The organism is Serratia sp. 22264 (genome assembly GCF_052045345.1).
Taxonomy (GTDB): Bacteria; Pseudomonadota; Gammaproteobacteria; order Enterobacterales; family Enterobacteriaceae; genus Serratia; species Serratia plymuthica.
This window is the reverse complement of the sequence record NZ_JBQEOY010000001.1, coordinates 2,055,945-2,075,557: the sequence shown is the minus strand read 5'-3', so window position 1 is coordinate 2,075,557 and position 19,613 is coordinate 2,055,945. Positions and strand designations below refer to the sequence as shown.

Here is a 19,613-nt window from a genome sequence, read left to right as displayed (position 1 = left end):
GATTTAGAGATTAAGCTAAATCAAAAAAAACACGCGGTTTCTCCTTAAAAAACCAGGGTGACGCAAACCCTGTCCCGCGTTTTTGCCTCGGGGCACTTTGCCTTCTCCAAAAGGGGCGCTGCCACAGGTGATAGCCTTGGTTGCCGCCCGGTCTTGGTTTTATCATTGGTCAACCGATCATTGTTACCGGTAACGGTGCGAGAGTATCCGGATGCTTCCAGCGGGTGTCAATGCTCCGATGTAAAGGCGGAGCTTGACGTCGGACAATGAGGCGAATGAGGACAACGATGGGCACCGTCGTTTGATTCATGAGTTAAATTCATAAACTCAAGCGGATTTGCTCCATAGTCACCGCCACCCCGCTCTTCTACAGTCATCACACGATAATCGGCCCCGGCAAGCACGTCGGGGGTCTGTGCGATTCACCCGGAGGAATGAAATGCAAACACGCAAATTGGGCAACGGCGGCCTGGAAGTCTCGGCGTTAGGGCTGGGTTGTATGGGCCTGAGTTTTGGTTACGGCCCGGCGACCGACAAGCAACAGGCGATTGCCCTGATTCGTTCGGCCGTGGAGCAGGGCGTGACCTTTTTCGATACGGCTGAGATCTATGGCCCGTTTACCAATGAGGCGCTGGTGGGAGAAGCCCTGGCACCGGTGCGCGATCATGTGGTGATCGCCACCAAATTTGGTTTTGCACTGCCGCAGCCGGAGGGTAAGCAGGTGCTTAATAGCCGGCCTGAACATATCCGCCAGGCGGTGGAAGGATCGCTCAAACGCCTCAATATCGAGACCATCGATCTGCTTTATCAGCACCGGGTTGATCCCAACGTGCCGATTGAGGACGTCGCCGGCACGGTAAAGGCGCTGATTCGGGAAGGGAAGGTAAAACATTTCGGGCTGTCGGAGGCTGGGGCGGAAACTGTCCGTCGCGCCCATGCGGTGCAGCCGGTTGCGGCGTTGCAGAGCGAGTATTCGCTGTGGTGGCGCGAGCCAGAGCAGGACATTTTACCGACGCTGGAAGAACTGGGCATCGGCTTTGTGCCGTTCAGCCCGCTGGGGAAAGGCTTCCTCACCGGGGCCATCAATGAAAACACCACCTTCGACAGCAGCGATTTTCGTAACATCGTGCCGCGCTTCAGCGCCCAGGCGCGCAAAGCCAACCAAAGGCTGGTGGACGTGCTGGGGCAGATAGCCCGGCAAAAAGGCGTGACTCCGGCGCAGATTGCACTGGCCTGGCTGTTGGCGCAGAAACCCTGGATTGTGCCGATCCCGGGCACCACCAAACACCATCGCCTTACCGAGAACCTCGGTGCGTCGGAGGTCGTGCTGGCTACGGGTGAACGGAGCAGTATCGAAGAGGCGCTTGCCGCCATTGAAGTGCAGGGCGCGCGTTATCCGGCGCATCTGCAAAAAAACGTCGGGCGTTGATCACATCCCGCCTGCCAAGCTTGTCGGCGGCGGGTTACCAACGATTAGCGCTGATAGCGCAACGCTTCGACAAACAGGGCGAAGGCGGTGGTGTGCTGCCTGCGGCTGGGGTAATAGAGGTAATAGCCGGGAAAAAGCGGGCACCATTCATCGAGAACTCTCGCTAAACGGCCGCCGGCCAGCTCGTCGGTGACGGTATCTTCCGGCACAAAGGCGATGCCGAAGCCGAGTAGCGCCGCGTCAATGCGTTGGCGCAGGCTGTTAAAGATCAACTGGCCCTCTACGCGCACTTTTATCTCACGCCCGTCTTTTGCAAACTCCCAGGCATAGATCCCGCCCATAGTGGGTAAGCGCATATTGATGCAGCGGTGGTTTTGCAACGCCTGCGGCGTGTTCGGGATGCCGTATCGCTCGAAATAAGCGGGTGAAGCGACAGGCACCATGCGCATATCAGGCGCTATCCGCACGGCGATCATGTCTTTGGCAACCTGTTCGCCCAAACGGATCCCGGCATCAAAGCGACCGGCGACAATGTCGGTCAAGGTGTTATCGACCGTGATTTCGACATTAATGTCCGGATAGTCGGCCAGAAATGACTTCAGCATCGGCCAGAGTACCGAGTCGACGGCATGTTCCCCGGCGGTGATGCGAATGTTGCCTGCCGGTCGTTCACGCATCTCGCTTAAGGCATCCAGTTCGCTTTCTATTTCCGCAAAACGCGGGCCGATGCTGTTGAGCAACCTTTCGCCGGCTTCGGTCGGGGCAACGCTGCGCGTGGTGCGGGTCAATAGCCGCAGCTCTAGCCGTTCTTCCAGGCCCCTAATGGCATGGCTTAATGCCGATTGGGAAACGCCGAGCTTGGCCGCCGCTTTGGTAAAGCTGCGTTCACGCGCCACGACAAGGAACGAAATCAAATCGTTAAAGTTTTCTTTTAACATGCGGCACCTTAATTCCGGCACTCCGGCGAGATCGATAGCGGCATTCTATACGCTTGCCGGGGGGCATCACACCCGATCACTCATGAATTCAACTCATAGGTCCTTGCGTATTTTGCTATCTAGTCCCGATAGCGGTGCGGCGTTATCTTTCTCTTTCGCGCTATCTTAACGGGAGCAGTCAGTGAAATTACTCGCAGCGTCTACCCTTATCTTGTCCATGTCAGCACCGGCAGCCATTGCCGAAACGGAGGAAAAATTGAAAATTCAACGCAGCGGTTCCCTGCCATCCCGGCCGGGTCCCGAGGATTACTTTACCGGCCAAGTGCGGATTGATGCGCCTTTTGCCGGTACTGAACCGGCCCGCGTGGGCGGCGCCACCGTGACCTTCGAACCCGGTGCCCGCACCGCCTGGCATACCCATCCGCTGGGGCAGACGTTGATCGTCACCCAGGGACGCGGCTGGATCCAGGTGTGGGGCGACTCAATCCAGGAGATGAATCAGGGCGATATCGTTTGGATCCCCGAAGGGGTCAAGCATTGGCACGGCGCTACCCCGGAAACGGCCATGACCCATATCGCCATTGCCGAGTCCCTCAACGGCAGCCCGGTTGACTGGATGGAGAAGGTTAGCGACGAGCAATACCGGCAATAAGAGCGGCGGTATTACCGGCGAATTGCCCGCGTGCTGAAGCGATAAACGCCTGTTTAACGGCGGTTACGCATTGTCGGCTTGCTCGCAAAAGCGCAGGCAATTGCCGAAGGGATCGGTGAGGTTCAACTGTCTTCCCCAGTCAAGGGTTTCAACCCCCGGACGGGCGTAACGGTACTGTTTCGCCATTAACTCCTGCTGCAGGGCATCGATAGCGCGGGTCGGAATAAACACCGCTGAGCCGGGCGTACTGTCGCCGTAATGCTCGCTGAGATGCAGGGTCAGACCTGAGCGCGATATCTGGGCATAAAGCGGCAGGTCTTCGCTAAAGCGGTGCTCCCAATCCAGCTTGAAGCCGAGAAAATCCAGATAAAATTCTTTGGCTTTTTCGACCGAGAAGATACGGATAATGGGAATGGCGGCGGAGAGTTCCATGTGAGAGTCCTTGTAAGCCCCCTGAAGGGCAAGCAAAATTAGCAGAAATGGCAGCGGATTAGCCAGCGCTCAGCCCCCTTGCGGGGGCCGGCGACAGATTCAGATACCCAGCCCGCCAAGGCACAGATATTTGATCTCGAGATAATCTTCGATGCCGTACTTCGATCCTTCGCGCCCCAGGCCGGAGTTTTTAACCCCGCCAAAGGGGGCGACCTCGGTAGAGATCAGCCCTTCATTGATGCCGACAATGCCGTATTCCAGCGCTTCGGCCACGCGCATCACCCGGCCGATGTCGCGGCTGTAGAAGTACGAGGCCAGGCCGAACGGCGTGTCGTTCGCCAGTTCGATGGCTTCGGCTTCGTGCTCAAAACGGATCAAGGGCGCCACCGGGCCAAAGGTTTCCTCATGGAAAATTTTGGCCTGCCTCGGTACGTCGGTCAGGATGGTCGGCGTATAGAAGTTATTGCCCAGTGCATTGGGTTGGCCACCCAGCAGCACCGAAGCACCGCGTTTCACGGCATCGGCGATATGCTCGCTGACTTTTTCCACCGCCTCCCGGTTAATCAATGGGCCGATAGTGACGCCCTCGTCCATGCCATTGCCCACTTTCAGCTTCGCCACCGCGGTTTTCAGCTTTTCCGCAAAAGCGTCGTAGACGCCGTCCTGCACCAGAAAGCGATTGGTGCACACGCAGGTCTGGCCGGCATTACGGTATTTGGAGGCTACCGCCCCGGCGACGGCGGCGTCCAGATCGGCATCGTCAAACACGATAAAAGGTGCGTTGCCACCCAGTTCCATGCTGGTCTTTTTGATGGTGGGCGCACACTGCGCCAGCAACTGCGCGCCTACCTCTGTGCTGCCGGTAAAGGAGAGCTTGCGTACGTCCGGGTTCGCGGTCAGTTCGCCGCCGATCGCTTTGCTGGGCCCGGTAATCACGTTGCAGACGCCCGCCGGTAAACCGGCGCGTTCGGCCAGCACTGCAATCGCCAGCGCCGAGAACGGGGTCTGGCTGGCGGGGCGGATCACCCCGGTGCATCCCGCGGCCCAGCCGGGGCCGGCTTTGCGGGTGATCATCGCCGCCGGGAAATTCCACGGCGTAATGGCGGCAAATACCCCGATGGGTTCTTTTTGCACGATAATGCGCCGGCCGGGCAGGTTTTGCGGAATGGTGTCACCGTAAACGCGTTTTCCCTCTTCGGCGAACCACTCGATAAACGAAGCCGCATAGGCAATCTCACCGCGGCTTTCGGCCAGAGGTTTGCCCTGTTCTGCGGTCATGATGCGCGCCAGATCGTCCTGGTGTTCCATCATCAGTTCGAACAGGCGGCGCAGCTTGCCTGCACGCTCTTTGGCGGTCAGCGCGCGCCAGGCCGGCTGGGCTTTTTTGGCGGCGGCTATCGCCTGTGAGGTTTCTTCGGCGCCAAAGGCCGGCACCTGGCCGACCAACTCGCCGGTGGCCGGGTTATGGATCTTGATGGTTTGCCCGTCTTTGGCCTGCAGCCATTGTCCATCGATGTAGTTTGCTTCGCGAAATAGCGCGGGATCTTTGAGGGTGGCGGAGAAGGTCGTGCTCATCGGTTATCTTCCTTTTTCAGAATTACAAACAGTATGGCCTGTCCCAAATAGTCCTCTTTACCCTAGCAAACTTTTTCGCATCCATTTGCTGCCATGCGCATCTTCTGTACAAAAAACAGTCGCCGCCGGGACGATACTGAACTCAGTGAGCATATGACCCTTTTCGAGATAACAAAAAGGAGTGTGCAGAATGGTAAATTCAGTGAATCGGCACCTTGCGGCTTACAGCAGCAACATGGATTTTCTCGCTTCCAGCATTGCGCTGATGGAGTGGCAGGGACGCGAAATCGACGCCGGCAAGGTGGCCGGCAATATGTCGGAATCGCAAAGTCGTTTGTTTTTCGAGCGTCTGAGCTATTTTCGCCAGCTTTATCAGGCCACCTCGATGGCGGAACACAGCCTATAAATCCTCATTGAACCCGACCCCGCCAACGCGGGGTTTTTTATGGCCATTTACACCTGCCACACCCCGGTGTTCAGCGTGGCCGGAGAGTATTCCAGATTGCGGCCGCGCCAGGGCAAAGCCTGCGGGAAGCGCCACGCACTGTGCATATCAAACCGCCAGTAACGTTCCGCCCCCTCCACCCCGTGGTCGATATCCGTTTGCCAGAGGATCTGCGTTTCCCCTTGCAGATGCAAAATATCGCCATTGTCGAAATCGACAAACAACAGCGCCGCCCGGGGTTGGGCCAGCAGATTACCGAGGGTGTTCATATAGCGGTTGCCGCGAAAGTCCGGGATCCACAGGCGGTTGTCCGCCAGATGGATAAACCCCGGCTTGCCGCCACGGTGCGACATATCCATGCCGCCCTGCGCCAGCCCGGTGTGAGCGCAACTGGCGACGAAAAAGGTGTCCGCTCGCCGGATCAGCGCCTGCGCACCAGCATCCAGCACAGGAAGATATTCAATCGGCGCAGGCTCAGCGGCCACCGGGTAAAGCTCGCGCCGCTGGATATATTGCGGGCAGTTGCCAAAACTTTGCCGGACCTCGATTTCAATGCGGTTCTTGTCGGTGCGGCCAATCACGCCGTTGGCGCGGTTGCGCCTGCGGTTGCTGAAATCCAGCCCTAATGCGCCAACCAGTTTGCCGCTTTGCAATGCGGCCTGTGCCGGATCGTCGTTGCGGCGCGGCGCGCTGATCCGCAGGTGGGTGTCATCCGGCGTGCGCAGAAAACCGGGCGGGCCGCTGAACAGCGTAGCGACCGGCCAGCCCTGATCGTCCAGCGTGGCGACGAACAGGTAGGGCAGCGCGGCGAAAAACTCGCGGTGCTGGTCGGGCATGGCGGCATAAATACCTGCGCCCACGCGGTCAAAACCGGCCAATGCCTGGGCGCGCACTTCATCGGGGTGGAACAGCGGCTGTATCATCAGCGTTACCTCGCGGTGGGTTCCGGCAGCGCCGGCATGGCGAAGAAACCAGGCAGAGCGGCGATGCGCGCGACCCAACGGCGGATCGCCGGATAGGGCGCCAGCGAGATGCCGCCTTCCGGCGCTACTGCCACGTAACTGTAGCAGGCCAAATCACCGATGGTGGCGTGTTCCGTCGCCAAGAAATCACGTTCCGCCAGATGCTGTTCCATCTGCGACAGGAAGCGCGCCGCTATCGCCAGCGCAGCCTGATAATCCTCCGGAGCGGAAAATTGGGCGATCAGCCTGCTGGAAGCCGGGCCGTAGCGGACCTCTCCGGCAGCTTTGGACAACCATACTTGCACCTGCGCCGAAGCCTGCGGCGTTTCCGGTAGCCAGTGGCTGCCCGGCGCGTAGCGTTTGACCAGATACACCAAAATGGCGTTGCTGTCGGCGAGCGTCAAGTCGCCGTCCACCAGCACCGGGATTTGGCCAAATGGATTGAGGCGGCGGAAAGCCTCGCTCTGGCGCACGCCGGCGGGAGCCTCGATAAATTCGTAGGGCAGATCAAGCATGCGCAGCAGCAACGCCACGCGATGAACGTGGCCGGAAAGCGGGGTACCGTACAATTTGAGGGTTTGCATAATGAGGCTCCTGAATAATTTTTATCAGCATACTCTTGCGGGCAGCGAGCGGAATCCGGCAATGTAGAAATTGATAATTTCACATTTTGGAAGAATCTATGGATAGGTTGGACGAACTGGCTATCTTTGTGGCGGTGATTCAGCACGGCAGCCTGGCTGCGGCCGGACGCAAGCTGCGGCGTTCCGCGCCGGCGATCACCCGTGCGATTGCCTCGCTGGAGCAGCGTTTTGGCACCCGCTTGGTGGAGCGCACCACCCGGCGGTTGGCACCGACCGAGGCGGGTTTGCGGCTGGCGGAGCGTGCGCGCCTGCTGCTGCATGACTATGACTCGGCGGTGCTGGACACGGCGGACAGCCAGCTCTCCGGCATGTTGCGCGTCACCTCGCCGGTGCAGTTCGGGCGCAAACACGTGGCGCCGCTGGTGATGGCGTTTCTTGATCGTTATCCGCAGATGCAGATTGAAATGGTGCTCAACGATCGCAACCTGGATTTGATCGACGAAGGGCTGGATGTGGCGGTGCGCATTGGTCATCAGCAGGATTCTTCCCGGGTGGCGCGCCGGTTGGGGCAGGTGTCGCGGGTCACGGTCGCCAGCCCGGCTTATCTGGCGCGGCGCGGTGAACCGCAACACCCGGCGCAGTTGACCGATCACGATACCATTGTCGGTACCCAACGTGCGTCGCTGCGCGAATGGCGTTTTGGCCCGCAGGAAAATGGCGAGCGGGTACGGCTGACGCCCAGGCTGCTGATCAACGAGGTGGAAACCCAACTGCTGGCGGTGCGGGCGGGCAAGGGCATCGCCCGATTATTGTCGTATCAGGTGGCGGACGATTTGGCGGCGGGCACGCTGGTGCGTTTGCTGCCGGCGTATGAACCCTTGCCGATGCCGGTGCAACTGGTGGCGCAGAACGTTCAGCGCATGCCGTTGAAGGTGCGTACCTTCTGGGACTACGCCTGGCAAGAATTAAGCCGGTTGGCACAAATTCAGCCGGTATAAACCGGCGAATCAATACCGATAAGTTTCACTGGTTAAACTTATTTGGCGCAAAAATAAGATTTATTTTACCGCGCACGCATTGCTGCGGTTCCCTTCTTGACAATATTTTGGCCGGTGCTAATAGTTAACGCATATCTTAAATAATAAACGAAGTTTAATATATGAAACTTGTCCCGGGAAGTTACGATAACGGTTCGACGGTAGACAATGAAGATGAGATCCTGAACTCATTTCAAACTCGCAGTCAGACCGTTTATCAGCAAGTACGCAGCGAATTTAATATTGCCTATGGTTATTCGGAACGGGAAGTTTTTGATTGGTTATATTCCGATGCGCCCTCTAAAGGAACATTAATATTTATTCACGGCGGTTATTGGCAGTTTTGCCGTAAAGACGACTTCGCTTTTATTGCCGAGGTGCCATTGGCGCTGGGCTTTGATGTGGTGTTGCTGGAGTATACGTTGGCGCCGGTGGCGACACTGGACGATATTTGCCGGCAAATCGGCACGGCGCTGGATACCATTGAACTGCGGCTGGCAGCGCAAAAAAACGCGCCGGTCTATTTGTGCGGCCATTCCGCAGGCGGGCATTTGGCCAGTTATTGGCAACAGCATGCGGTTGTTGACGCGGTATTGCCCATCAGCGGCATTTTTGAACTGGAACCGCTGTTAAGCACTTATGTAAATCGGCAATTGCAACTGACCCGGCGGCAAATCACGCAGCTGAGTCCGGCGCGCCATATTCCTGAACAGCTAAAACCCATGACGCTGTTTTACGGCGCAGCCGAGCTGCCGGAGCTGATAGGGCAGTCGCTTCATTATTACGCTGCGCTGCGGGAGAAAAACCTGCCGGCTGAGCTGGTTGCCGTAGCGGGAGCCAATCATTACAACGTACTGGATCAGCTGTTCGCCGCTGACGGGGCGCTGATCCGGCAGTTAATCACCACGGGGAAATAAACCATGCGCAGCATCGTTGATACCGGCCTGCCGGAGATTGGGCAACCCTTTTCCTGGGCCACCAAAGGCGGGGGCATGTTGTTCACTGCCCACGGCCCGGTCAGGCCAGACGGCAGTATTGAAACCGGTGCGCCGGAAAGCCAGATTACCCTGACGTTCGATAATCTGGCGCAAACGTTGAAAGCGGCCAATAGCCACAGCGATAACGTATTGCAGGTGATTGTTTATCTCACCGATGTGAATGACGTTAAATTGCTCGATGAGATTTATAAGAAATACTTTAATTATCCTTACCCCAATCGCTCAACCGTGATTGTCGATAAATTGGTAGTGCCGGGAATGAAAATAGAAATAACCGTCAGCGCCACGGCCTGAGTCGCATTTAATTATCACCTTCACCAGTAAATTCATTAAATAATGAATTAAGGAATCGCTATGTTTAATCATATCGGCGCGTCTGCGCCCGATCCTATTATGTCGTTGATGGAAGCTTATTTACAGGATGAAAATACGCAGAAAGTGAATCTGGGTATTGGTCTTTATTATGATCAGCAGGGCAGGATCCCGTTGATGCAGGCGGTTGAAGTGGCCGAGCGGCGCTTGCTTGAACAGCGCACTCCCCACGGTTACCCGCCGATAGAAGGTTCGCCGCTGTTTACCCAACAGGTGCAAAGTTTGCTGTTTGGCGAACAGGATACCTCCGCCATCGCCACGGTACAGACCCTCGGCGGCTCCGGTGCCTTGAAGCTGGCGGCGGACTTTATCCACCACTATTTGTCCCGCCGCGATATCTGGGTGTCTGACCCGACCTGGGCCAACCATTGGGCCATCTTCGAGGGGGCCGGGCTGAAGGTTCACACCTATCCGTACTTTGATGAGGCCAACGGCGGCCTGCGTTTTGACGCCATGCTCGATACGCTCGCCAGCCTGCCGGAAGGCAGCGTGGTGCTGCTGCACCCTTGTTGCCACAACCCGACCGGCACCGATCTCACTCAGGCGCAGTGGCGCGCCACGATCGAAGTACTGCAACGCCGCCGGTTGCTGCCGTTCTTCGATATCGCTTATCAGGGGTTTGGCGACGCCCTGGCAGAAGATGGTTTTGCGTTGCATGAGGCGCTGAAAACCGATCTGGAATTTTTGGTCGCCAACTCGTTTTCTAAAAATGTCGCGCTGTACGGCCAGCGGCTGGGGGGCTTGTCGGTGCGCTGTGGCAGCCCGCAAAGCGCGGTGAACGTGAAGGGCGCTCTGAAAACGCTGATCCGTCGCAGCTACTCTTGCCCGCCGACCCACGGCAGCCGGATTGTGGAGACCCTGTTGGCGGACGCGGCGCTGCGGCATCAGTGGGAGAGTGAACTGGCCGGTATGCGCCAGCGCATTAAGCAGATGCGCCAAATTCTGGCCGCAGGGCTGGAGCAGGGCGGTTCACGGCTGGATCACCGTCGCATCCGCGATCAGAAAGGCATGTTCAGCTATACCGGGCTGAACCAACAGCAACTTGCCCGGCTGCGGCAAGAGTATGCCATTTATCTGGTCGCGCCCGGCCGCATGTGCCTGCCTGGCCTGAACCAAAATAATGTCGATTACGTTACTGCCGCCATTCTGGACGTCACCCGCGCTGTGTGAACAAGGTAGGACATTGCCATGAAAGAGATGAAAGGTTTTGACGAAATAGCCCGGCGGCAGGGCGGGTTGAAAAAGCAGCTCACCGCCGGACAGATGTCGATGCTGGCGATAGGAGGCGCGATCGGCACCGGGCTGTTTCTCGGCAGCGCCTACGCCATACAAATGGCCGGCCCCAGCGTGTTGCTGAGCTATTTTATCGGCGGCGTGGTGGCTTTATTGCTGATGGGATGCCTGGCGGAGATGACCTCCGAACACCCGACGCCCGGTTCTTTTTGCGACTACGCCGAGTTTTATATCAGCCCGCTGTTCGGTTTTTTGGTGCGCTATTCCTATTGGTCTTGCGTGGTGCTGGCGGTAGGCACCGAAGTGACTGCCATCGGTATGTACATGCAGTTCTGGTTCCCCGGCACGCCAATCTGGCCCTGGGTGCTGCTGTTTTCTGCGGCGGTGATCGCCATCAATGTGATTGGCGTCAAGTCGTTCGGCCAGGTGGAGTATGCGCTGTCGACCATCAAGGTGGTGGCGATTGCAGCCTTTATCGCCATTGGCATCGGCATCTTGGCCTTTTCCGCCAACCCGGCCTTTGGCTTTAAAAACTTTACCGACAACGGCGGCTTCTTCCCGTTTGGCGTCAAAGGCATGTGGTTCGCGGTGATCGTCTCCATTTTCAGTTACCTGAGCATTGAGATGATTGCGGTGGCCGCCGGGGAAGCCAAAAACCCGGTGATTGCGGTCAAAACCGCCTTCAAGGGTACCATTTTGCGGCTGTTCATCTTTTACATGCTGTCGATTGCGCTGATGCTGGCGATCGTACCCTGGCGGCAGTCCGGTACCGGCGAAAGCCCGTTCCTGGTGGCGATGAACGTGATCCATCTGCCCGCCGCTGCCGGCATTTTCAACTTCATCGTTCTGGTGGCCGCGCTGTCGGCGATGAACAGCCAACTGTACATCACCACCCGAATGATGTTTTCACTTTCCCGTGCCGGGCAGGCTCCCGCTGCGCTGGGCCGCGTCAGCCAACGTGGCATACCGGTGAGCGCGCTGGCAATGTCCTGTATCGGCATTGTGGTGTCGATCGTGCTGAGCCTGGTTTATCCGGAAAAATCGTTCGCCGCCATGATGTCGATCTCGGTGTATGGCGCCTGCTTCACCTGGTTGATGATCTTTGTCACTCATCTGTTTTTCCGCCGTCAGCACCGCAAAACCCACCTGAAATTCCGCATGTGGGGCTTCCCGTACACTACGCTGGCAGGGGCCGGGTTGATGGCCGCGTTGCTGATCTCGACGGCGTTCACCGAGTTTTTCAAAATGACGCTGTGGTTTGGCATTCCGTTCACCCTGCTGCTGGCGGCGGTCTATTTCTTCTATAGCCGTCACCAGCCCGTGCCGGGCCGGGTGGAAACGACGGGCGCGGAGTAAACCGGTCTGCTGAAAATGTGTCTATGTGGCTCTGGCAATAAACCACTTTATCCGGAGAATGACCCCTCTTTGAAGCGTGTGGAGCCTTATTGGAATGACAAGTCAGACAGCAAAAACCGGGGTTAAGGTTGGTGGAGTGCATGCTGGCGCCACGCGTTCGGCGCAGGGTTGGGTCAACGGTTTTTTGGGGATGTTGATTTTCAGCGGCTCCTTGCCTGCCACCCGGGTGGCGGTGCTGGAGTTTGATCCGGTATTCCTGACGGCGATGAGGGCTACGATTGCCGCGCTGCTGGCCCTGAGCGCGCTGTTGTTGATGCGCCAGCGTTGGCCTCGGCGCGCTGATATTGCGCCGCTGATTTTTGTCGCCGTCGGGGTGGTGATCGGTTTTCCGCTGCTGACGGCATTAGCCTTGCAACACACCACCTCGGCGCATTCAATGGTTTACATCGGCCTGCTGCCGCTGGCGACGGCCTGCTTCGGCGTTTTGCGCGGCGGGGAGCGCCCGAGGGCGGCCTTCTGGGGCTTTTCGCTGGTAGGCGGCCTGCTGGTTGGCGCTTTCGCACTGAGCCAGGGTTCTGGCGGTTCCTGGGCTGGTGATGCGCTGATGGTGGTCGCGGTGCTGCTTTGCGGATTGGGCTATGCCGAAGGGGCGGTGCTGTCGCGCCGGCTTGGCGGCTGGCAGGTGATCTCCTGGGCGCTGGTGATCGCGTTGCCGCTGGCGGCGGCGGTCGCGGCCTGGACGGCACCCGCAGCCTGGACAGGGGTGAGCGCCGGGGCCTGGTTCGCGCTGGGTTATATTTCGCTGTTCAGCATGTGGATAGGTTTTATTTTCTGGTATCGCGGCCTGGCGCAGGGCGGTATTGCCGCGGTGGGGCAACTGCAATTGCTGCAACCCTTCTTTGGCCTGGCGCTGGCGGGGCTGGTGCTGCATGAAACCGTCCAGCCTTCGATGATCGCGGTGATGGCCGGCGTCGTGGTTTGCGTGTTCGGCGCCAAGCGTTTTTCGCGTTAAATCCGGCGGTGTCAGCCTATCAGCGACAAGATGACCTGATTCAGTTTTTGGGCGGCGCGGTGAATAGCCTCGTCGTCGTAACCTCCCAGCCCCAGGATCAACCCGCTTTTTCCGTGACCGGGGGCGTACATTGGCGACAGCGCACTGACCGCCACTCCGGCCTCGGCGGCGCCGGCGGTCACTTGCCGGTCATCCAGTCCCGCTTTCAACCACAATACCCGGTGCATCCCCTGGTCACTGGGGAGCAAGGTAGCCAGATGCGGCGAAATATGTGCGTTGACGGCGTCGGTCAGCACGCGCCGCTTTTCCGCATAGACGCCGCGCATTCTGCGGATATGACGATCCAGATGCCCTTGCGCCATAAAGCTGGCCAGTACGTGCTGGTCGGCGGTGGGTGGGTGGCGGTCCATCAGCACACGCGCACCGCAGAAGGCGGCCAGCAGCGGTTCCGGGACGATGGCGTAACCCAGCCGCAATGACGGGAACAGGATCTTGCTGAAGGTGCCGAGGTAGACGACTCTGGCGGGATCCAACCCTTGCAGAGAGGGAAAAGGGTGACCGGCGTAGCGCATTTCACTGTCGTAATCGTCTTCGACAATCCAGGCTTTTTGCTCTTTCGCCCAGGCCAGCAGCTCAAGCCGGCGCGACATGCTCATCGGCATGCACAGCGGATACTGGTGAGACGGGGTGACAAAAGCGGCCCTGGCCCGTGGCGCTATTCTTCGGCCCGCCGCCACGTCGATGCCTTGGTCATCGACCGGCACCCGCGCCATGTGCCGGTCCCTGAGCAAACTGTCAAAGATAGCGGTGATACCGCGATAGGCGGGGTTCTCAACCCAGGCGGCGTCGCCGGCCTCCAGCAGGATTTGCGTGGCGAGATAAAGCCCTTGCTGGGTGCCTGAGGTGATGATCACCTGTTCTGGCGTACAGAGCACCGAACGTGATTTTCGCACGTATTCGCAAATCGCTTTGCGCAGCGGCAACTCGCCAAGAGGATCACCGTAGCCTGATGGGGCGCCAGGCCCCCGGGCGCGGATCCGGTTGCCGATCCGGCGCCAGACGTCATCGGGGGCAGTATCATTGATCGGTACCGAAACGGTGAAAGGGACCGGTGGCAAGGGCGCCCGTTGGGCGGAGAATTGTGCCAGCGCCTGCGCCTGGGCGGTCAGGGGAATGTCGCAGGTCTGCGTTTTTTTGGCCGGTGGCGGGGTTTTGCGATTGAGCGACAGGGCCACTCGGGTACCCGAACCGGGTAACGCTTCCAGAAACCCTTCGGCGGTTAGCTGCTCAAAGGCGGCCAGCACCGTTCCTCTGGCGAGCTGCAAGGCGCCCGACAGCACCCGCGTCGAGGGCAGCAGATCGCCTGCTTTCAACTCGCCTTTATGAATGGCGGCCCGCAACGCCTGGGAAAGTTGGCGGCTGAGCTGCCCCGCGTTTCGGTCAAGTTCGCCGATGGCGGGGATTTCAACGGTTTTGGCGGTTCTTGGCATGGATTCCGGTCCAGAAGTCAGTGGCGATATAGGGTATTAACTGTAAACCACTTTTGATCGGAATGCGGTAGCCCGTCCCGCTTAAAGTCGGCTTTTGGGGAGCAGGTGATCGCCAAAGCTCAGGCGCTGGCGGCCGGGCTCCACTTCGGCCAGCGGTTCGACCTCGTTCAGCGTGGATTTGCAGCGCAGCACCAGATCGTGATATTCACGCGTGCCGGTCACTTTCCACGCCAGCTCCTGTTCGGTCAGGTCGCGCAGTACCCGCGCCGGGCTGCCGACCACCAGTTTATTGGCCTCAATCACCGCCGCCGCTTTCACGAAAGCCATTGCGCCGACGATGCTGTTCTCGCCAATCTCTGCGCCGTCCATGATCACCGCGTTCATGCCGACCATGGCGTTACGGCGGATGCGGCAACCGTGCAGGATTGCGCCGTGGCCGATGTGGCCGTCTTCCTCGACTACGGTGTCTTGCTGCGGAAAGCCGTGCATCACGCAATTGTCCTGAATGTTGGCGCCGTCGCAGATAACCAGCCGGCCAAAGTCGCCGCGCAGGCTGGCGTTCGGGCCAATATAGACCTGCTTGCCGATAATCACGTCGCCAATCAGCACCGCCGTCGGATGCACATAGCTGCTCGGATCTACCACCGGCGTCAGGCCGTCAATCTGATACACGGGCATAGTTAAATCTCCTTGAGAGTATCGCGTGGCAGGCCGCCAAAGCGCCGGTAATAACTGGCTGCCGGGGCGGGCAGGGAACCGATAGTGGTTTCCGCCAGCGTGCTGACATAGTCGGTCGCGGCGCGGTCTACCCGCTGATAAATGTTGATGCACAAATTGCGGGCGATTTGCCCCTCCCACTGCGCCGGTAACAGGGCATCCGGCAGCAACGGATCTTTCAGCGCCACGCGGCGAAAGAAGTGGATCAATAATAGCTTAATCTGGAAGCACCGCTGGGGCGTCAGCAGGGCGTCGTCGGCTTCGCGCAGCAGTTGCATCAGCGGGCGGAAGGAGACGATAAACTCGTGATAACCGGCCGCCACGTCTGCCAGAGACCAGCAGGTGGCCACCAACTGTTGCAGGATAGGTTCGGAGCGGTTGTACGGGTAGTCGGCGCGGAAATAGATCACCTGCTCGCTGGCGTTAAGCTCGCCGAGCAGTGCCGTCACGTCGGTTTGCGCGTGGGTGGGCGCCGCCATCAGGTTATTGGCGATCTGGCCGAAACCCAGCCAGCCCAGCTCTTTTTTCAGCCGCGCCCGCTCGCTTTTTTCCGCGCTTTCCAGCAGCAATAAATCCCATTTGCCGTCCCAGGCCGGTGGTTCGCTGAGGTAGATTTTCGACTCGGCATGGCGGAACTGGCGCATGCCCTGATCGGTCACCCGATAAAAACTGCGTCGGCCTATTTTCTCCACCGCCAACCAACCCTCTTTTTGCAGACGGAACACCGAGGTGCGCACGAAGCGATCGCCGAAACCCAGCGCCTCCAGCAGCGCGCTCAGACTGCCGAGCCATACCTCGCCGCCGCGATGGCTGAGCGCATCGCCATACAGGGAGATAATCAGTGAAGTGCCGCTGATCGGCTGGGCGTCTACAGCATGGCGGATAAACTCATCCAGTTTATGTTCCATATTTTTCCATGGGTTAGCCGTCGATGAGACACAACATTAACACAATTCATTGAGGCGTCATCCGTGACGCCGGCTGAATTAGCGCGGTCGCAGATCGACCACGCGCTGGGCCTTGCCTTCCGAACGCGGGATATCGCCGCAGTTGGCGATGCTGACGTCGGTGCTGACGCCGATAATCGATTTGATATGGTGACGCAACTGGTGGCAGATCTCGCAGCGCTGCTGGTGGCTGAGACTGAGCGCCGACTCTTTCAGCTCAACGCGTACCGCCAGGGTATCCAGATGCCCGCTGCGGCTGACCTGCAACTGGTAGTGCGGCGACAGCTGTTCGAACTGCATAATTTGCTCTTCCACCTGCGATGGGAACACGTTGACGCCGCGAATGATCAGCATGTCGTCCGAACGGCCGGTGATTTTCCCCATGCGCCGCATCTGGCGCGCATCGCCCGGCAGCAGGCGGGTGAGGTCGCGGGTGCGGTAGCGGATCACCGGCAGCGCCTCTTTGGTCAGGGTGGTGAACACCAGTTCGCCGTGCTGGCCGTCCGGCAGGACTTCGCCGCTCTCCGGGCAGATGATCTCCGGCAGGAAGTGGTCTTCCCAGATGGTCGAACCGCCGCCGCTTTCGGCGCACTCCATCGCAACGCCCGGCCCCATCACTTCGGACAGGCCGTAAATATCCAGCGCCCTGATGCCCAGACGGGACTCAATCTCGTGGCGCAATGCCTCGGTCCAGGGTTCGGCGCCAAACACCCCGAGGCGCAGCGAACAGCTGCGGGCATCGCCGCCCATTTTGCGTTCCAGTTCGTCGATCAGCGTCAGGCAATAAGACGGCGTCACCATGATGACATCGGGTTTGAAGTCGAGGATCAACTGCGCCTGCCTTTCGGTTTGCCCGCCGGACACCGGGATCACCGTCGCCCCGAGCCGCTCCGCGCCGTAATGGGCGCCCAGGCCGCCGGTGAACAGGCCATAGCCGTAGGCCACATGCACCTTGTCTTTGGCGGTGGCGCCCGCGGCGCGCAGGCTGCGGGCGACGATATCGGCCCAGTTATCGATATCCCGTTGGGTATAGCCGACCACCGTCGGTCGCCCGGTGGTGCCCGACGAGGCGTGAATGCGCACCACCTGTTCCATCGGAACGGCGAAGGTGTCAAACGGGTAGTTGTCGCGCAGATCCTGCTTGGTGGTATAGGGGAAGCGGCTTATATCGCTAAGTTGCCTGAGGTCGTCAGGATGTACGCCTGCCTGATCGAACTTGCGTTTATACATCGGCACGTTGTTGTAGGCGTGATGCAGCGTCCATTTCAGGCGTTCCAGCTGCAGCGTTTCTATTTCATCGCGCGAGGCGAACTCAATGGTGTCGAGTGGCCGTGGAAGGGTTGTCATAGTTAGCCTCGGAGTGTCATGCCCGTTCAATGATCATAGCAATACCCTGACCGGCGTCGATACGCTGGGGGTAGAGCGCGTCGCGGCTCATCGGCGTGCGGACGCCGTCGCAAATAAATGCCTGACTCATGGCTGCTCCCCTAACACAGGGTAGCCGAGGCGGTGTGCGCGGCCGCGGAACCAGGCGACGGTTTTGCCCTGCTGGTTGACTATCTCTACGTCATACAGCCCGGTGGTTTTGCCCTGATGACGCAGCTCGGCGCTGGCGGTGAGGCGATCGCCCGCCCGCGCCGGGCGGATAAAATCGATGCTGCAACCGGACGCCACCGCAGCCAACCCCTGGCTGTTGCAGGCATAGGCGAAGGCGGTATCGGCCAGGCTGAACAGCTGGCCGCCGTGGCAGGTCCGGTGACCGTTGAGCATCTGCGGGCCAACGGTCATGCTGACCCTGGCGAAACCGGCGTCGACATCTTCTACCTGCATACCCATCGCCTGCGCGCAGGTATCTTGCTGAAACATCCGTTCGGCGCAGCGCTGTGCCAGCGCATGGGGTGTATTGGCGTTCATCATTCGGCTCCTGAAGAGAGGAAAGCGTAGTGGCGCAGCAACGGCATTGGCCGATAGCGCGGTTCGCCGTAGTAGCGATACAGGTTTTCCAGCGTAGCGAGGATTTGCCGCCAGCCGAGCGCAGCCCCCCATTCCAGCGGGCCGCGCGGGTAGTTGACGCCGCAACGCAGGGCGCTATCGATATCTTCGGCGCTGGCGACGCCTTTATTTACCGCGTCCAGCGCCTCGTTGCTCAGCATGGCGAGGGTTCGCATCACCAACAGGCCAGGGTAGTCCGGCAGCAAAATCACCTGCTTACCGAACGATTGCAGCAGGCGCACTACCTTGTCGTTGTGCCGTGCATCGTTTTGCTTTGCGCAGCTGATGGCGACGCAGGGGGCTTGCGAATAGTTGGCGGACAGATCAAACAGCACCACGGGGGTTCCGGTTTCCTCGGCAATCTGGCTGGCTGTTTTACCATTGGTTAACATAAATGTAACTTCGTCGATCCGGGCAAAGGCGCTGGTCTGGCCAGGTTGTATGATCGCCTCCGCATTTCCCGTCAGCAATCCGGCCAAAAACGCCACGCCCGCTTCGTCGCCGTGCAGTTGGACGCTGCGTGGCGGCTCCGCCTGCGAGAGGGGCAGGCAGATGGCGGTCGACGACGTTTGTTCGCCGTCATAACGATAAAAACCGCAGCCGCTTTTGCGGCCCAGCCGCCCGGCGGCCACCAATTCTTGCTGCATCAGCGACGGCGTAAAGCGCGGGTCCTGGAAAAAGGCCTGGAACACCGACTCGGTGACGGCATAGTTAATATCCTGGCCAATCAGATCGGTCAGTTGCAGCGGCCCCATGGCGAAACCGCCGGCATCGCGCATCACCGCATCGAGCGTGGCGACATCGGCCACCCGTTCTTCCAGCGCGCGCAGGGTTTCGGCGTAAAAAGGCCGCGCCACGCGGTTGACGATAAACCCCGGTGTAGAACGGCACAGCACGCTCTGTTTGCCCCATTGCCGGGCCAGCGTTTGCAGGGTGGCGACGGTATCGGCGCCGGTGTCCAGCCCACTGACGATCTCCACCAGTTTCATTCGCGGTGCCGGGTTAAAGAAGTGCAGTCCGGCCAGGCGTTGCGGATGCCGCAGCGCCCCCCCGATGGCGGTAATCGACAGCGACGAGGTGTTGCTGGCAAACAGCGTGGCGGGTGAACACAGGGTTTCCAGCTCGCGAAACAGGCTTTGTTTGATCGCCAGTTTTTCGGCTACCGCCTCTATGATCAGTGCGCTGTCGGCCAGTTGTTCAAGCGTATCCACCGGCTGGATACGCGCCAGCAATGCCTCGGTGGTTTTCGCATCGGCCTTGCCGGCCGCCACACGCCGGCGCAATCGCAGGCTTAAGGCACCCAGCGCGTTTTGGGCAGCGGTTGCGGCGATATCAAACAGTTTCACCCGATGCCCGGCATGGGCCGCCACCTGGGCAATGCCGATGCCCATGGTGCCCGCGCCAATCACCGCCACGGTTCCGTTGAAGTTCGGCAGGCTCAT

The 19,613-nt window shown here is 59.3% G+C and carries 20 protein-coding genes; 9 read left to right on the top strand and 11 right to left on the bottom strand.

Features of this window, described 5'->3' with window-relative positions; all coding sequences use genetic code 11:
- Positions 1-439: 439 nt before the first annotated feature.
- Positions 440-1,429 carry an aldo/keto reductase gene (locus ACTJJ1_RS09740; protein WP_440833348.1) on the top strand — a complete coding sequence of 330 codons (990 nt, stop codon included), beginning with the start codon at positions 440-442 and terminating at the stop codon, positions 1,427-1,429.
- Positions 1,430-1,473: 44 nt separating this feature from the next.
- Here ACTJJ1_RS09740 and ACTJJ1_RS09735 read toward each other — a convergent pair whose 3' ends face one another.
- On the bottom strand, positions 1,474-2,367 hold the full coding sequence (locus ACTJJ1_RS09735; RefSeq protein ID WP_004946396.1) for a LysR family transcriptional regulator: 894 nt from the start codon (positions 2,365-2,367) through the stop codon (positions 1,474-1,476).
- Positions 2,368-2,623: 256 nt separating this feature from the next.
- On the opposite strand from ACTJJ1_RS09735, the gene ACTJJ1_RS09730 reads away from it, so the two are divergent.
- Positions 2,624-3,019, top strand: coding sequence for a (R)-mandelonitrile lyase (locus tag ACTJJ1_RS09730; RefSeq protein ID WP_041417351.1), 396 nt, complete (start codon positions 2,624-2,626; stop codon positions 3,017-3,019).
- 63 nt (positions 3,020-3,082) lie between these two features.
- Here the strand turns inward: ACTJJ1_RS09730 and ACTJJ1_RS09725 are convergent, their stop codons facing one another.
- Together ACTJJ1_RS09725 and gabD are read right to left on the bottom strand one after the other, a co-directional pair.
- On the bottom strand, positions 3,083-3,451 hold the full coding sequence (locus ACTJJ1_RS09725; protein WP_409442758.1) for a glyoxalase superfamily protein: 369 nt from the start codon (positions 3,449-3,451) through the stop codon (positions 3,083-3,085).
- A 99-nt stretch (positions 3,452-3,550) separates the two neighbouring features.
- On the bottom strand, positions 3,551-5,026 hold the full coding sequence (gene gabD, locus ACTJJ1_RS09720; RefSeq protein WP_440833345.1) for an NADP-dependent succinate-semialdehyde dehydrogenase: 1,476 nt from the start codon (positions 5,024-5,026) through the stop codon (positions 3,551-3,553).
- A gap of 190 nt (positions 5,027-5,216) precedes the next feature.
- Here gabD and ACTJJ1_RS09715 point away from each other — a divergent pair, with 190 nt between their 5' ends.
- Complete coding sequence (locus tag ACTJJ1_RS09715) at positions 5,217-5,432, top strand: glycogen synthase (RefSeq protein WP_004946382.1); 216 nt, start codon at positions 5,217-5,219, stop codon at positions 5,430-5,432.
- 47 nt (positions 5,433-5,479) lie between these two features.
- Here ACTJJ1_RS09715 and ACTJJ1_RS09710 read toward each other — a convergent pair whose 3' ends face one another.
- Positions 5,480-6,394 carry a pyridoxamine 5'-phosphate oxidase family protein gene (locus ACTJJ1_RS09710; RefSeq protein ID WP_440833343.1) on the bottom strand — a complete coding sequence of 305 codons (915 nt, stop codon included), beginning with the start codon at positions 6,392-6,394 and terminating at the stop codon, positions 5,480-5,482.
- A 5-nt stretch (positions 6,395-6,399) separates the two neighbouring features.
- Positions 6,400-7,017 (bottom strand): glutathione S-transferase family protein, encoded by a 618-nt coding sequence (locus ACTJJ1_RS09705; RefSeq protein WP_440833341.1) that lies wholly within the window; start codon positions 7,015-7,017, stop codon positions 6,400-6,402.
- A gap of 98 nt (positions 7,018-7,115) precedes the next feature.
- Between ACTJJ1_RS09705 and ACTJJ1_RS09700 the strand changes: the two genes are divergently transcribed.
- The 6 genes from ACTJJ1_RS09700 to ACTJJ1_RS09675 all read left to right on the top strand — a co-directional run bounded on the left by ACTJJ1_RS09700 (position 7,116) and on the right by ACTJJ1_RS09675 (position 13,025).
- The gene (locus ACTJJ1_RS09700; protein ID WP_197912535.1) at positions 7,116-8,015 is read left to right on the top strand and encodes a LysR family transcriptional regulator; all 900 of its coding nucleotides are present in this window, start codon (positions 7,116-7,118) and stop codon (positions 8,013-8,015) included.
- A 161-nt stretch (positions 8,016-8,176) separates the two neighbouring features.
- On the top strand, positions 8,177-8,971 hold the full coding sequence (locus ACTJJ1_RS09695; protein WP_440833339.1) for an alpha/beta hydrolase: 795 nt from the start codon (positions 8,177-8,179) through the stop codon (positions 8,969-8,971).
- Between the two features lie 3 nt (positions 8,972-8,974).
- On the top strand, positions 8,975-9,346 hold the full coding sequence (locus ACTJJ1_RS09690; RefSeq protein WP_062871266.1) for a RidA family protein: 372 nt from the start codon (positions 8,975-8,977) through the stop codon (positions 9,344-9,346).
- A 60-nt stretch (positions 9,347-9,406) separates the two neighbouring features.
- The gene (locus ACTJJ1_RS09685) at positions 9,407-10,594 is read left to right on the top strand and encodes an amino acid aminotransferase (RefSeq protein ID WP_440833336.1); all 1,188 of its coding nucleotides are present in this window, start codon (positions 9,407-9,409) and stop codon (positions 10,592-10,594) included.
- Between the two features lie 18 nt (positions 10,595-10,612).
- Positions 10,613-12,013: an amino acid permease gene (locus ACTJJ1_RS09680; RefSeq protein ID WP_440833334.1), complete on the top strand. Its 1,401-nt coding sequence runs from the start codon at positions 10,613-10,615 to the stop codon at positions 12,011-12,013.
- A gap of 94 nt (positions 12,014-12,107) precedes the next feature.
- A complete protein-coding gene (locus ACTJJ1_RS09675) occupies positions 12,108-13,025 on the top strand; it encodes a DMT family transporter (protein ID WP_020439294.1) in 918 nt (305 codons plus the stop codon).
- Between the two features lie 11 nt (positions 13,026-13,036).
- Here the strand turns inward: ACTJJ1_RS09675 and pdxR are convergent, their stop codons facing one another.
- The 6 genes from pdxR to ACTJJ1_RS09645 all read right to left on the bottom strand — a co-directional run bounded on the left by pdxR (position 13,037) and on the right by ACTJJ1_RS09645 (position 19,613).
- On the bottom strand, positions 13,037-14,515 hold the full coding sequence (pdxR, locus tag ACTJJ1_RS09670) for a MocR-like pyridoxine biosynthesis transcription factor PdxR (protein ID WP_440833332.1): 1,479 nt from the start codon (positions 14,513-14,515) through the stop codon (positions 13,037-13,039).
- 81 nt (positions 14,516-14,596) lie between these two features.
- A complete protein-coding gene (paaY, locus tag ACTJJ1_RS09665; RefSeq protein ID WP_037433106.1) occupies positions 14,597-15,193 on the bottom strand; it encodes a phenylacetic acid degradation protein PaaY in 597 nt (198 codons plus the stop codon).
- A gap of 2 nt (positions 15,194-15,195) precedes the next feature.
- Complete coding sequence (paaX, locus tag ACTJJ1_RS09660) at positions 15,196-16,140, bottom strand: phenylacetic acid degradation operon negative regulatory protein PaaX (protein WP_440833329.1); 945 nt, start codon at positions 16,138-16,140, stop codon at positions 15,196-15,198.
- Between the two features lie 78 nt (positions 16,141-16,218).
- Entirely contained in the window at positions 16,219-17,526 is a 1,308-nt protein-coding gene (gene paaK, locus ACTJJ1_RS09655) for a phenylacetate--CoA ligase PaaK (RefSeq protein WP_020439291.1), read from the bottom strand.
- Between the two features lie 126 nt (positions 17,527-17,652).
- Positions 17,653-18,093: a hydroxyphenylacetyl-CoA thioesterase PaaI gene (paaI, locus tag ACTJJ1_RS09650; RefSeq protein WP_073439231.1), complete on the bottom strand. Its 441-nt coding sequence runs from the start codon at positions 18,091-18,093 to the stop codon at positions 17,653-17,655.
- Complete coding sequence (locus ACTJJ1_RS09645) at positions 18,093-19,613, bottom strand: 3-hydroxyacyl-CoA dehydrogenase (protein WP_440833327.1); 1,521 nt, start codon at positions 19,611-19,613, stop codon at positions 18,093-18,095. The genes paaI and ACTJJ1_RS09645 overlap by 1 nt, the downstream gene beginning before the upstream one ends.